This window comes from Luteimonas sp. A611 (assembly GCF_054072715.1).
The window spans coordinates 2,195,644-2,209,417 of record NZ_JBSVRP010000001.1 but is presented as its reverse complement, the minus strand read 5'-3'; the positions used below and the strand labels follow the sequence as shown (position 1 = coordinate 2,209,417).

Here is a 13,774-nt window from a genome sequence, read left to right as displayed (position 1 = left end):
TGTGCCAGGGGTCCGCCGCTCAGCGCGCCAGCGCGTCGGCGTAGACCTCGCGATAGCGGCCTGCCATCGCCTCGACCGAGGCGTTGGCCTGGACCCAGCGGCGCGCCGCTTCGCCGAGGCGCTGACGCTGCGGCGCGTCGCCGAGCAGCTCCAGCAGCAGTGCGCACAGCCGGGCCTGGTCCTCGCTGGCGAACAGGCGGCCGGTGACGCCGTCCTCGATGATCTCCGGATTGCCGCCGACCGCTGTCGCCACGACCGCGCGCTGTGCGGCGCAGGCCTCGAGCAGGGCGATCGACAGGCCTTCGGTGCGCGAGGGCAGGGCGAAGATGTCCAGCGCCGGCAGCAGCCCGGCAACGTCGTCATGCGCACCCGCGAACACCACCTGGCCGGCGACGCCCAGCGACTGCGCGCAAGCGCGCAACTCAGCAAGCATGGGGCCGTCGCCGACCAGCACCAGGCGGACGGCGGGGTGCACGGCGAGCAGCGCGGGCATGCAGGCGATCAGCAGGCGATGGTTCTTCAGGTCGACCAGCCGCCCCACGCTGCCGATCACCGGCGCGTCATCGGCGATGCCCAGCTGCGCGCGCGCCGCGTGCCTGCGTGCGTCGTCCGGACTGAAGCGCGCGACCGGGATGCCGTTGCGCACGGTGACCGCACGCGCCGGATCGACGATGCCGTCGGCGGTGAAGCGCCCGTGGACCTGCTCGCCGACCATCGCGACCCGTGCCGTGCGCCTCAGCGACAACCGGTACAGGCCGCGCAGGCGCGCGTTCGACAGGCGCGTGCCCATGTTGTGGCAGCTGTTGACGATCGCGTGCCGGTGGCGCGCGCCCAGCATGGCGGTGGCCGCGTAGTAGTTGGGTACGAAGTTGTGGGTGTGCAGGATGTCGATGGCGTGGCCGGTCGCGGCCTGGCGCAGCGCCCGCAGCACGCGCAGGTCCAGGGTGCGGCGCTTGCCGCCGACGGTCACCGGCACGCCGGCGCTTTCCAGAGACTCGCGGAAGCCGCCGGTGTCGCAGATGCTGAAGACGCGGACGCGGTGGCCGTCGGCGTGCTGCTGCAGGGCCAGGTCGCATACGACGCGCTCGAGGCCGCCGTAGTCGAGCGAGTTGACGACATGCAGGATGCCGAGGGGCGGGTGCGGTTCCATCAGTGGCCGGGCGTCTGTGCAGGCGCGCCGCCGCGCCGCTGCGGAGCACGGCCCGGACGGAGGTCCGCCGTTGCATGTAACAACGCGTTTGCCGGCCATCCCAGGACAGGCACCGCGAAATGCGCCTCGGATGTCCTGAATCGGGGGTCGAAACACGTTTGCTGTCTTGATCCGCATCGCGTGCGCCAGTGGCGTGCGGATGAACCGCGGGCATTCGTCCGCACCGCCTCCACCGAGTAGTCGATACATCATGGGCCAGCAGTTCAGTGGTGCCGCTGCGATTCGCGCCGCGGCGATGATCATGGGGTCGACCTACGTCACGTACGCAGTCGGCCTGCTGGTCAGCATCATCGTTGCCCGCAGTCTTGGCCCCGAGGATTTCGGCCGCTATTCCTACGTCGTCTGGGTGGCCGGCATCCTGCTGGCATTGGGCAACAACGGCCTGAGCACCACCGCGATCCGCTTCATGTCCGACCTGCTGGGGCGCGACGCGCCCGAGGCCGCGCGCAGCGTCCACGGCTGGTTGCTGCGGCGGCAGCTGGCATGCCTGGCGCTGGTGGCGGTCGTCTTCGTCCTCGGCAGCCGCCATCTGGCGCCCGACGGCTGGGAAGGCCCGCTTGCCTGGTTCGTGCTGATCGCGCTGGTGGCGGGGCTGTCCAAGGCGGTCTACATCTTCGATGCCTCGGTGGCCAAGGGCTACGGCCGCTTCGACGTCGAGGCCAAGGCAACGGTCACGCTCAGCGGGGTCAACGTCGTCGCGGTGCTGCTGCTGGTGTATTTCGACGCGCCGCTGCTGGGTTACCTGCTCGCGTTCGTGCTGGTCAGCATGGGCTACGGGCTGATGTCGTCATGGATGCTGCGCCGCGGCGGCATGGTCACCTCCGCCGCGCCGCTGGATCCGGTGCTGCGCCAGCGGGTTCGCGGCCACCTGTTCTGGACCGTGATCCTGGTGCTGGCCTTCACCCTGAGCAACAAGTCGATCGAGACCTACCTGCTCAATGCCACGGTCGGACCTGCCGAGGTCGGCTTCTTCGCGATCGCCGCCGCACTCAGCCGCGGCGGGGTCGACCTGCTGGCCTCGGGACTCATCACCGTGCTGATGCCGGTGATGGCGCATGCCTTCGGCCGCGGCGGGCTGGAACACGTCAACCGGATCATGACCACGGCGCTGCGCCACTGCGTGTTCCTGGGCCTGATGCTGATTGGCGTGGGCCTGCTGGTCTCGCGCCCCGGCGTCATGCTGCTCTACGGCGACGAATACGCGCAGGTGTTGCTGCCGCTGCGGGTGATGATCCTGGTGGGCGGGCTGACCCTGGGCGAGGCGGCGTTCACCGCGCTGCTGTCGACCACGGACAACCAGCGAATGCGGGTGGGGTTCTCGGCGCTGTTCCTGGGTTTGTCGGTGGCGTTCGCGTTCGCGCTGGTGCCGCGGTACGGGCTGGTCGGCGCGGTGGCGTCGTACGCTTGTTCGCGACTGCTGGGCTCGGCCCTGCTGTGGGTGGCGGTCAGCCGCATGTTGCGGCTGCGACTGCCTTTTGGTGCGTTTGCGCGACTGCTGGGCAGCGCGCTGCTGGCCGGCATCGTGGCGACCGGGCTGGCGCTGCTGATGCCGGGGGTGTGGTCGGAACTGGCCGCAGGCGTACTGTTCGCCGTGCTGTTCCTCGCCGCAACCATTGCCTTCAACGCCTGGCGCTCGTCCGACGTCGCCCATTTCCTCGAGTTCCTCGAGCGTTATCCGTTCCTGCATGGACGGATGTCGGGCTTCCTGCAGCGCTGGGCGCTGAAACTGCCATGAGCAGGCGTGAACAGGGAACGTGGACGTGGTACCGATACCTGACGGGAAGGACTGCGCCGCGTAGCCGCAGATGCCGGCCCACCCCCGCTTCGACCGAAGACTGCTGAGACGCCATGCTGTACCTGTTCATCATCATCTACCTGATCCTGGTGCTGATCCGCCCGCAGGAATACCCGGGCTGGCCGTTTCCCGGCGTGCCGTTCCTGCCGCTGGCGCTGGCCTGCGCGCTGCTGGCGTGGATGTTCTCGCGCGAGAAACGTTTCGATGCGCCGCAGTACCCGCTGATCGTCATGCTCCTGCTGGCGACCTGCCTGTCGGTGCTGGTCTCGGGCTGGCCGGGCGGCGCGATACAGCAGTTCAGTGGCTTCCTGGCCACGGTGGTGTCGTTCGTGCTGTTGGCCAACGCCGTCGATACGCAGCGCAAGGTGGTCGCGACGATGGCCGTGTTCGTGCTGTGCGCCGGCGTGCTGGCGCTGCACGGTGCCGATCAGGCGACCACGGGCGAGGGCTGGACCGGCATGGGCCTGGTCAACGACGGTCGCATCCAGTACGTGGGCATCTTCAGCGATCCCAACGACCTGGGCATGCTGTTCGTGATGTGCGTGCCGATGGCGGTCTACCTCGGCGCGCGCGGCGGGATGATGGGCCTGCGCAAGCTGTTCTGGTGGAGCGCCTGTCTGCTGCTGGTCTACGGCATCTATCTCACCCACTCGCGTGGCGCGCTGGTGGCGGTGATCGCGATGGCCGGCGTCTACGTGCTGGTCCGGCGTGGCCCGGTGCTGGCCGGGATGCTCGGCCTGGTGGCGGTGGCGGGGCTGCAGCTCATGCCCAACCGGATGAGCGACATCGACGTGCAGGAAGAGTCCGCGGCCGGACGCGTCGACGCCTGGTACGAAGGCATGCAGCTGCTGATCAGCCATCCGGTGTTCGGCGTGGGCACCGGCCGCTTCACCGATTACCACCATCTCACCGCGCACAACTCCTACGTGCTGGTGCTGGCCGAGAACGGCGTGGTCGGCTTCACCATCTGGCTCGCGTTCGTGGGCTACTGCTTCTGGATGATGCATCGCTTGCTGCGCCACGAGCCGGAGTTCGCCGAGGACGATGAGCAGCTGGCCTGGGACTGGTGGGAGTCCCGGCGCCTGACGCTGGCGCTGCTGGTGTCGCTGACAGGCTTCTTCACCGCCGCCTTCTTCCTCAGCCGCAGCTACGTGATCCTGCTCTACCTGCTGGCGGCGCTGGTGGTGGCACACTTCACCGTCGTGCGCGGAATGTTTCCCGGCGTGGAAGGCTTCAGCCTGAAGCAGAACCTGCTGCGCTGGCCGGTGATCGCCGCAGCGGCCACGATCGGGCTGTACCTGATGGTCAAGGTGCTGTTGGCGTTCGGATGATACAGCGGCAAGGCGACGGCGCGAGGCATGGCGTCGCCGAACAATGCGGTGCCGGCAGTGGCCGGCCCTGGTGCACCTGGCGCTGCCGGGTGGCCGCCCAACGGGAGGAATGTGGTGGAAGCACAGTTTGATTCGCGGACGCTGATGGAACCCTGGGCGCGCGATGGCGCCGGCGAGCTGCTGGTGGGCGGGCAGCCGCTGTCGCGGCTGGTCGCTGCGATGGGTGCGACGCCGTGCTACCTGTACGACCGCGCCCGGATCGCGCGCCGCGCCGCCGGCCTGCGCGCGCGCCTGCCCGGCAACGTGCTCCTGCACTACGCGATGAAGGCCAATCCGATGCCGGCGCTGGTCTGCCACATGGCCGGCCTGGTCGACGGCCTCGACGTGGCGTCGGCGGGCGAACTGCGCCTGGCGCTGGATACGGGCATGTCGCCCGAGCACATCAGTTTCGCCGGCCCCGGCAAGTCCGACGCGGAGCTTATGCAGGCGGTGGCGGCGGGCATCGTGGTGAACCTGGAATCGTTCCGCGAGGTCGCGCTGCTGGCGCGCGCGAGCGAATCGGTCGGTGCGCCCGCGCGCGTCGCGGTGCGGGTCAACCTGCCATTCGAGCTCAAGGCTTCGGGCATGAAGATGAGCGGCGGCGCGCGCCAGTTCGGCGTGGACGCCGAGGTGGTGCCGGAGCTGCTGCGCGAGATCACCGCGGCGGGGCTGGCATTCGAGGGGTTCCACATGTTCGCCGGTTCGCAGAACCTGCGCCATGCGGCGATCGTGGAAGCGCAGGGCAAGTGCTACGAGCAGGCGCTGGCCTGGCAGGACCTGCTGCCCGCGCCGGTGCGCAGCCTCAACCTGGGCGGCGGCTTCGGCATCCCCTACACGCCGGGCGAGGCGGCGCTGGAGCTCGATCCGGTGGTCGCCAACCTGGAGTCGCTGTCCGCGCGCCTGGACGGGGATTTCCCCGGCGCCCACATCGTCATCGAGCTGGGTCGCTACCTGGTGGGCGAGGCGGGCATCTATGTCTGCCGCGTGGTGGACCGCAAGATCTCGCGAGGGCAGGTGTTCCTCGTCGTCGATGGCGGCATGCACCATCACCTCGCCGCGTCCGGCAACTTCGGCCAGGTGATCCGGCGCAACTATCCGGTCGAGGTCAACGCCGGCGCGCGTGAGCGCGAGGTGGCCAGCGTGGTGGGGCCGCTGTGCACGCCGATGGACCTGCTGGCCGATCGCATGGAGCTGGCGCAGGCCGGGCCCGGCGATCTGGTGGTGGTGTTCCAGTCCGGCGCCTACGGGCGCAGCGCGAGCCCGCGTGGGTTCCTCGGACATCCCGAGGTCGTCGAAGCGCTGGTCTGATCTGGCGTCGCGCCTGCGAGGGTGCCGGAACGGTAGGGAGAAGTCCGCCTTCGGGCCTTCGGCATGGACGCCACGCCCTGTCGGCCGGGGATCGCTTTCCGCTCGGTCAGGACATCCATGTCCTGACTTGCGCGCAAAACATCCATGTTTTGCTTGACGCGATCCCCGGCCGCCAGGACGCGGCTCATCGCTGTTCCTAGTGCGATGCTTCGTTACCACCTCTTCGAAGCCACGTCAGTGACTCGGCGATGGTCGTTCCGGGGCGGGGGTTGCGGAAAGCAGCGCATGGATGCGCTGCGGCGGCGAGTCAGCCATGGATGGCTGACCGAGCCGGGGAGCAACCCCCGGCCCGGGACGACTCCGGGCCGCAGGCCTGATCCCGCCCACCCGGCCGACTCCCCTCGAATGGAAGAAGCACCATTTGTTTGCCTGCGGCGCGGCTCAGGCCGGCGTGGGCGAATTCGGCGTAGCCGCACCTGTTCCGGCAGCGGCGGCAGGGCGCGCTGGCGTGGCTGTGGGTTTGACGGGCACCAGGTGCGCGCGTTCGGGTGGCGGCTCCAGGGTGCCGATCCTGCGTGCGGGGTTGCCGGCGACGATGGTGTAGGGAGCGACGGTGCCGGCCACGACCGAATGCGCGGACACGATGCTGCCCTCGCCGATGACGCTGCCGGGCATGACCAGGACATGCGAGCCGATCCACACGTTGTCGTGGATCGCCACCGGCTTCACGTCCGCCTCGTCCGGCGGCGCGCCTGCGGCGCGGCGCGCGGGGTCGGCGGGGTGACCGCCCGAATCGCGGATGGTCACGTTGCTTGCGATCTCCACGCGCGCGCCGATCACCACTTCCTTGCCGACCACGATCCTGCAGTCGTGCGCGATGTCGGTGCCGTTGCCGATCTCCAGCCTCGGCCGCTTGCAGAAGCGCGCGGCGAAGTTGATCGACAGCTTGCCGCTGACGTGGACGCCGTCGCCCACCAGCAGCTCGCCCTTGCCCTGGATCCACGGCACATAGATGCCGGTGGTCACGCCGCGCCCGACACGGGTGCAGTAGGCCTTGAACAGCGGCTCGGCGACCAGCAGCCGGCGCACGGCGAATATCGTCGAGCGCAGGGCCAGGAACAGCCACAGGTAGGGCAGCACCAGCAGCCGCGGCGCGGGCAGGGTGAAGTTGCGCAGCATGCCGCGCGCGGCGCGTGCGCCGGCGGCGGCCGGATGTGGCGAGCCGGCGAGCCACTGCCGGAAGGATTGGCGCTGGTCCATCGGTGCCGTCATCAGCGGTTGCGGTAGGACAGGCTGAGATACACCACGTTCTGCTCGAACTCGCCGGCCAGCAGCGAGCTCGAACGCTCGTAGCGGGTGTAGCTCAGCGACGAGCTCCAGTGGCGCGACCACTGCTTGTCCAGCGACGCGCTGTAGAGCCGGTTGGTTTCCCTGCGGTCGGCCGGGGCCTCGTACTGGTTGCGGTCGATGTTTGCCGAGGCGCCGACGGTCAGCGTCGGGCGCAGCCGGTAGCGCAGCGAGGCGCCGACGCTGCGGATCTCCTCGTTGGAATCGCCGGCGTCCACATAGTCCAGCTCCAGCACCTGGCCGTGCAGCGAGACCGCGGTCCGCGTGCCCTGGAATTCGTACTGGGCCATGACGCTGCGCTGCTCGAACGCGGAGGCGGTGACGGTGGTGTTGCCGGTGATGACCGAGGTCGGCACGCCGCCGGTGGTGTCGATCGCGTCCAGGGTGCTGGTCGCCGCGTCGGAGAACTGGTCGGCGAGGTTGATCGAGAAGCGGCTGCGGGTGCTGGGGTTCCAGCCAATCTCCGCCCGCACCAGCGGGCGCCCGCGGCTCTCCCCGTCGTCGTAGTCCAGGTGCGCGTAGCCGGCGTCGACCAGCAGGTCGAAGCGGCGGTAGTTGCGCGCGTAGGTGGCGAACATCTCGATGCGGTCGTGGTCGCGGGCGACCAGGTCGTTGTCGAAATCGATCTGCTGGACCTGTGCATTCCAGGACAGCGAGCTGGTCGCGTCGATCTCGCGGGTCAGCCGCAGCGCGGCGAGGATGCGGTCGGAGTTGAAGTCTTCGGTGATCTCCGCGTCGCTGTTGATGTAGCGCAGCTCGGCCAGCCCGCGCAGGTTGCCCGGATGGAACATGAAGGTCGGCCCCAGCGACAGCACGTTGACCTGCTGCCGGTTGTCGGGCGCATCGGGACTGAATCGGTTGATGGTCTGGACGCCGTAGCTGTCCTCGACCACGAACGCGAGGCGGTCGGGCAGGATCTCCCAGTCCAGCCGCCCCTGCAGCATGCGGTCGGTCATGTCGTCGAACACGTCTTCATAGCGCCGGTGGTCAACGCGACCGATGACGCTGGCGCGGACCACCGACGAGGCCTGCTCGACCGAAAAACCCAGGCCGAGGCGCGCGATGTCCTGCTCGATCGGGTCGACTTCGCTGAGCGTGACGTTGTCGTCGTGCTCGTAGCCGGCATCGATCGTGTAGTCCACGCGCACCGCATGCGCGACGCCGGGCAGCGCCGCGGCGATCGCCAGCGCGATCAGCGTGGTCCGGATGCTGGTCCACTGCATGGCTTGTCCCCGCTGGTTCAATGGATGTCGTTGAAAACCACGCCGGCGACCTTGCCGGGGGCGAAGTTGGATGCGGCCTTTTCGATCTGGTCGGTGGTGACGCGGCCGTAGCCGGCCACCAGCACCACCAGGTCGGCGAGGTCGGACAGGATCCGCGCGTCCGGTGAGCGCAGCACCGGCGGGCTGTCGAGCACGATGTAGCGGTTGGAATGGCTGCTGCGCAGCGAGTCGATAAGCGTGCGCATGCGCAGCGAAGAGAACGATTCGCCGGCGATCTCGCGCACGCTGCCCGACGGCAGCAGGTACAGGCGCGGCAGGCCGGTGCCGTAGTGCACGTCCTGCAGTTCGCCGACGCTGCCTTCGATGTAGTCCATCAGCCCGCCTTCGGGCGCATCCACGCCGAGCGCCGAATGCTGTGCAGGGTGCAGGGCGTCGCAGTCGACCAGGGTCGCGACCTTGGTTTCGTCGAACGCGAACGCCGCCGCGAGGTTGCGCGCGACGAAGCTGCCGCCACAGCCGGCCACGACCGGCGCCACCAGGGTCACGAAGTTGGTGTCGCCGCCGAGCGCGAGCAGGCGCGTGCGCAGGTCGCGGAAGGCATCGGCCTGGACACGTGCCGAATCGTTGCGGTGGATCAGCCTGCGTTCCTCAAGCCCCTGCGTGCTGAGCGCCTGGGATTCGGTGGCGCGGGAGATCGAACGGGATTTGGGCGCAGTCGAGATGCTGCGGACCTCGTTCGCGGGGTCATTCATCGGCAATTCCTGGCGGTGCGATTGCATGGAGGGTCACGCGCTGGCGAGCTTGAAGGCGAACACCAGGCCATAGATCACGAACACCGCAGCGACTGTGGCCACGCTCATGACGAGCTTGAGCGACTGGCGGCGTCGTTCGCGCGGCGTGGGATAGGCGGGAATGGTGGTCAACAGGGGGAAGCCGGTCCTGAGCGGAATCTGGCGTGCGGAGCGCACCCGCGGATCGAACCGGGCCAGCAGGAACAGCAGCCCCAGCGGCAGCGCGACCGCGAACACGAAGCCGGCCGCGCCGATGTGCATGAAGCGCAGTCCGCTGGGGCGCAGCGGCACGGTCGCCGGATCCTGGATGCGCAGGGTCAGGCCGCGGTTCTCCTGGTCCAGGCCCATCGACACGCGTGCGTTTTCGCGCCGACGCAGCAGGTCCTGGTAGATCTCGCGGTTGACCTCGTAGTCGCGGGTCAGCTCGGACAGCGCGCTCTCGGACGCGGCGATGCGGCGGCTGCGGTCCATTTCCTCGCCGAGCAGGGACTGCGCGATGCCCATCCGCGAACGCGTCGCGGCGGCTTCCCGGCGCGCCTGCGCCTGCTGGCTGCGCAGCTCGTTGTAGAGCGGGTTGAGCTGCACGTCCTCGGAGGCGAGCGCGCCCTGGCCGGGCTGGCTGCGGCGCTGCTGCTCGGCGGCCAGCGCGCGCTGGATGTCCTCCATCTGGTGGCGCACGCGCACCACGTCGGGATGGCGGTCGGTGAAGGTGAGCATCAGCCGGTCCAGCTCGGCTCGATGCTCGAGCAGCTGGGTGTTGTAGAGGTTCTCGCGGGTGTTGGTCGCGGTGACCGCCGATTCGCCCGACAGCTGCGAGGCAATCGCAGACTCGCGCGATTCCTGCTCCATGAGCGTCATCCGCGCCTGTTCGACCTGGCTGCGCAGCGAGGTGATCCGCGCATTGACGTCGGTGGCGCTGCCCGGCTGCGCGTCGGCGTTGCGCGAGCGATAGTCCTGGAGGTTGCCTTCGGCGTCCAGCAGCTTGGCGTGGTAGCCGCGCACCTGCTTGTCGATGAACTCGTAGGCCTCGCGGCTTTCGCGTTCCTTGGCGGCGAGCGTTTCCTGGATGAACAACGCGCCGAAGGCGTCGGCCACGCGGTAGGCGCGCTCGGGGTCGGTGTCGCGGTAGTCGATCTGCACCAGGTCCGGACGCGGGGCGCTGATCGTGGTGTTGTTGCGGATGTCCTCCATGATCCGGTCGCGCGCGATGGCGCTCGGGTCGGACGCGGCCCAGCCGCCGATGTCCAGGATCTGCTCGAGCACCTTGCGCCCGAACAGGATCTGGCGCGCATGGCCGGCGCGGTCCGACACCCCGGTCGGCACGGCGCGGCCCTCCAGCAGCGGCTGGATGATGTCGCTGTCCTGGGCGAGGATGGTTGTCGAAGCCACGTAGTTGCGCGGGATGACGAACAGGCCCACCACCAGGGTCAGCAGCATGATCACCGCGAAGATCGCGGCGATCATGCCCACGCGCTTGCGCGCCTCCTTGTACAGGATGACCAGGAGTTCGTCGGGTTGGAGGCCATCGACCTTGCGGCCCGGCGTCGACGGGCGCATTGCGGGAAGCTGGGAGGACATCAGAACGTGCGCTCGGGAATGGTGATCACGTCGCCGGGGGCCACGTTGTAGTTGGTCTGCAGCTCGCCGCGGTTGAGGATGCGGTCCAGGCGCACGGCGTAGGTCGTGGTGGTCTCGTCCTCGTTGCGGCGGAACAGGTCGGCGCGATCGGGAGCCGCGAACTCGGTGAGTCCGCCCGCTGCAAGCACCGCGTCGAGCACGGTCATGCCCTGGCGGTACGGGATCGAAACCGGCTGGCGCACGGCGCCGGTGACGCGCACGCGCGACAGGTACTCGTGGCTGCGCAGCTGGGTCAGGATCACGGCGACCTGCGGGTCGCGGACGTAGTCGCCCAGCTTGTCCTGGATGTCCTTGGCCACATCCGCGGGCGTGCGGCCACCGGCGATGATGTCGCCGACCAGCGGCACCGAGATCTTGCCGTCGGGACGGACCGGCACGGTGATGCCAAGCTCGGGGTTGCGCCAGACCGCGACCTGGACTTCGTCGTCAACGCCGATCAGGTAATCGCCCACGATGGTCTGGGCGGCAGGTGGCGGCGCGGACGACGAGGTCCCGGCCGTGGCGCAGGCGACGAGCGCCGGAATGAGCATGGCGGCCGCGACCAGGCGGAGGATGTGCATCGGTAGGACCCCGTTAGTGTTTCGATACGGGGATATACGGAGAAGGGCGCAAAGCAAGGACAGCGCGGGCCTCGCGACCCGCCTGGCGCATTCAGATGCCGTGGTACTCCCGGTACCACGCCACGAAGTTGCGCACGCCCGTCTCGATCGTCGTGGACGGCTGGTAGCCGGTGTCGCGGCGCAGCGCCTCGACGTCCGCCTCGGTGTCGGGCACGTCGCCCGGCTGCATCGGCAGCAGGTTCTTCTCGGCCTTGCGCCCCAGGCATTCCTCGAGCACCTCGATGTAGCGCAGCAGCTGCACCGGCTGGTGGTTGCCGATGTTGTAGACGCGGTAGGGCGCGCTCGACGACCCCGGGTTGGGCAGCAGCGGATCGTAGGTGGGGTCGGGCCCGGGGATGCGATCCAGGGTGCGGATCACGCCCTCGACGATGTCGTCGACGTAGGTGAAGTCGCGCGTGTGGTGGCCGTGGTTGAACACGTCGATCGGCCGGCCTTCGATGATGTTCTTGGTGAACAGGAACAGCGCCATGTCCGGGCGGCCCCAGGGGCCGTACACGGTGAAGAAGCGCAGGCCGGTGGTCGGCAGCGCGAACAGATGGCTGTAGGTGTGGGCCATCAGCTCGTTGGCCTTCTTGGTCGCCGCGTACAGGCTGACCGGATGGTCGACGCTGTCCTCGACCGCGAACGGCAGCTTGCGGTTGGCGCCGTAGACCGAGCTGGACGAGGCGTAGACCAGGTGCTCCGCTCCGCCGTGGCGGCAGGCTTCCAGCACGTTGGTGAAGCCCACGATGTTGCTGTCGATGTAGGCGTGCGGATTTTCAAGCGAGTAGCGCACGCCGGCTTGCGCGGCGAGGTTGACCACGCGCTGCGGGCGGAAGTTGGCGAAGGCGCGCTCGAGCGTGCCGCGATCCTCCAGCGAACCCTGCACGAACGAGAAGCCGGGTTTGGGCAGCAGCCGATCCAGGCGCGCCTGCTTCAGCGTCGGATCGTAGTAGTTGTTGAGGTTGTCGTAGCCGAGGACCTCGTCCCCGCGCTCGACCAGGCGATGGGTCAGGTGGGAACCGATGAAGCCGGCGGCGCCGGTGACGAGTACGCGCATTCGTGTCTTTTCCGTTTGGTTCAAAGGCAGCCGTCGACGCGATCGCGCGGCAGCGCGCGCTTGACGTCGAACAAAACCGCATCGGGCTTGCCGAAGGCGCGCACGCCGTCTGCGCCCAGTGCGACGAATTCGCGGTGTGCGACCGCAAGGATCACCGCGTCATAGTGCCCGGGCTGCGGCTCGGCCACCGGCGCGATGCCGTACTCGTGGTGGGCCTGCGCAGGCGAAACCCAGGGGTCGTGCACGTCGACGTCGACGCTGTAGGTGCGCAGCTCGTCGATGATGTCGATGACGCGGGTATTGCGCAGGTCCGGGCAGTTTTCCTTGAACGCCAGGCCCAGCATCAGCACCTTCGCCCCACTCGTGCGCAGCCCGCGCTGCTGCATCAGCTTGACCACGCGCTGGGCGACGTGGCTGCCCATGCTGTCGTTGATGCGGCGCCCGGCCAGGATCACTTCGGGGTGGTAGCCGATCTGCTGCGCCTTGTGGGTGAGGTAGTACGGGTCCACGCCGATGCAGTGGCCGCCGACCAGGCCCGGCCGGAACGGCAGGAAGTTCCACTTGGTGCCGGCGGCTTCGAGCACCTCGTGGGTGTCGATGCCGAGCCGGTCGAAGATCAGCGCCAGCTCGTTGATCAGCGCGATGTTGACGTCGCGCTGCGTGTTCTCGATCACCTTCGCCGCCTCGGCCACGCGGATGCTCGAGGTCTTGTGGGTGCCGGCGGTGATCACGCTCGCGTACAGCGCGTCGACGAAGTCCGCCGCTTCCGGGGTGGAGCCCGACGTCACCTTGAGGATGTTCTCGAGCCGGTGCTCCTTGTCGCCCGGGTTGATGCGCTCGGGGCTGTAGCCGGCATGGAAATCGTGGTTGAAGCGCAGGCCGGACTCGCGCTCGATGATCGGCACGCACACTTCCTCGGTGGCGCCGGGGTACACCGTCGATTCGAAGATCGCCACGCCACCGCGGGCGATGGCCTTGCCGACCGTGCGACTGGCGGACTCCAGCGGCCGCAGGTCCGGGCGCTTGTACTCGTCGATCGGCGTGGGCACGGTGACGATGAACACGTTGCAGTCGCGCAGCGCAGCGGGATCGGCGGTGCAGGCCAGGCCGGTCGAGGCGCGCAGTTCGGCCTCGGACATCTCCAGGGTCTGGTCGTGGTGGCGGCGCAGCTGCTCCACGCGTGCGGCATCGATGTCGAAGCCGACGGTCGGATAGCTGCGGCCGAAGGCGGCCGCCAGCGGCAACCCCACGTAGCCGAGCCCGATGACGGCGATGCGGATGTCGTTGCGTTCGGGCAGGGAAGCGGTCATCCGTCAGGCCGTCTGTGGAAGGAGGTCGCATTCTAGCCGCGGTCCCGGGGCAGGCCGGCGCACGCTCAGGATGCGACATGGCACAACGCATATTGCGGCGCGGTGCGGCCAGTGCGCGCATGG

General features: G+C 68.8%; 11 protein-coding genes. 3 read left to right on the top strand and 8 right to left on the bottom strand.

Features of this window, described 5'->3' with window-relative positions:
• Positions 1-19: 19 nt before the first annotated feature.
• Complete coding sequence (locus ACW5EG_RS09855) at positions 20-1,150, bottom strand: glycosyltransferase (RefSeq protein ID WP_457021350.1); 1,131 nt, start codon at positions 1,148-1,150, stop codon at positions 20-22.
• Between the two features lie 250 nt (positions 1,151-1,400).
• Between ACW5EG_RS09855 and ACW5EG_RS09850 the strand changes: the two genes are divergently transcribed.
• The 3 genes from ACW5EG_RS09850 (at position 1,401) to ACW5EG_RS09840 (ending at position 5,683) form a co-directional block, all read left to right on the top strand.
• Positions 1,401-2,945 carry an oligosaccharide flippase family protein gene (locus ACW5EG_RS09850; protein ID WP_457021349.1) on the top strand — a complete coding sequence of 515 codons (1,545 nt, stop codon included), beginning with the start codon at positions 1,401-1,403 and terminating at the stop codon, positions 2,943-2,945.
• Positions 2,946-3,058: 113 nt separating this feature from the next.
• Positions 3,059-4,336, top strand: a complete 1,278-nt coding sequence (locus tag ACW5EG_RS09845) for an O-antigen ligase family protein (RefSeq protein WP_457021348.1) — start codon at positions 3,059-3,061, stop codon at positions 4,334-4,336.
• Positions 4,337-4,450: 114 nt separating this feature from the next.
• Positions 4,451-5,683 carry a pyridoxal-dependent decarboxylase, exosortase A system-associated gene (locus ACW5EG_RS09840; protein WP_457021347.1) on the top strand — a complete coding sequence of 411 codons (1,233 nt, stop codon included), beginning with the start codon at positions 4,451-4,453 and terminating at the stop codon, positions 5,681-5,683.
• Positions 5,684-6,124: 441 nt separating this feature from the next.
• Here ACW5EG_RS09840 and ACW5EG_RS09835 read toward each other — a convergent pair whose 3' ends face one another.
• The 7 genes from ACW5EG_RS09835 to ACW5EG_RS09805 form a co-directional block, all read right to left on the bottom strand.
• Positions 6,125-6,955 (bottom strand): acyltransferase, encoded by an 831-nt coding sequence (locus tag ACW5EG_RS09835; RefSeq protein WP_457019736.1) that lies wholly within the window; start codon positions 6,953-6,955, stop codon positions 6,125-6,127.
• Positions 6,955-8,253, bottom strand: coding sequence for a hypothetical protein (locus ACW5EG_RS09830; RefSeq protein WP_457021346.1), 1,299 nt, complete (start codon positions 8,251-8,253; stop codon positions 6,955-6,957). The genes ACW5EG_RS09835 and ACW5EG_RS09830 overlap by 1 nt, the downstream gene beginning before the upstream one ends.
• 17 nt (positions 8,254-8,270) lie before the next feature.
• The gene (locus tag ACW5EG_RS09825) at positions 8,271-9,005 is read right to left on the bottom strand and encodes a polysaccharide biosynthesis protein (protein ID WP_457019733.1); all 735 of its coding nucleotides are present in this window, start codon (positions 9,003-9,005) and stop codon (positions 8,271-8,273) included.
• A 33-nt stretch (positions 9,006-9,038) separates the two neighbouring features.
• Positions 9,039-10,622, bottom strand: a complete 1,584-nt coding sequence (locus ACW5EG_RS09820) for an XrtA system polysaccharide chain length determinant (RefSeq protein WP_457019732.1) — start codon at positions 10,620-10,622, stop codon at positions 9,039-9,041.
• Positions 10,622-11,242, bottom strand: a complete 621-nt coding sequence (locus tag ACW5EG_RS09815) for an XrtA/PEP-CTERM system exopolysaccharide export protein (RefSeq protein ID WP_457019730.1) — start codon at positions 11,240-11,242, stop codon at positions 10,622-10,624. The genes ACW5EG_RS09820 and ACW5EG_RS09815 overlap by 1 nt, the downstream gene beginning before the upstream one ends.
• Before the next feature lie 91 nt (positions 11,243-11,333).
• Positions 11,334-12,341 (bottom strand): NAD-dependent epimerase, encoded by a 1,008-nt coding sequence (locus tag ACW5EG_RS09810; protein WP_457021345.1) that lies wholly within the window; start codon positions 12,339-12,341, stop codon positions 11,334-11,336.
• Between the two features lie 20 nt (positions 12,342-12,361).
• Positions 12,362-13,651 (bottom strand): nucleotide sugar dehydrogenase, encoded by a 1,290-nt coding sequence (locus tag ACW5EG_RS09805; protein ID WP_457021344.1) that lies wholly within the window; start codon positions 13,649-13,651, stop codon positions 12,362-12,364.
• Positions 13,652-13,774: the final 123 nt, after the last annotated feature.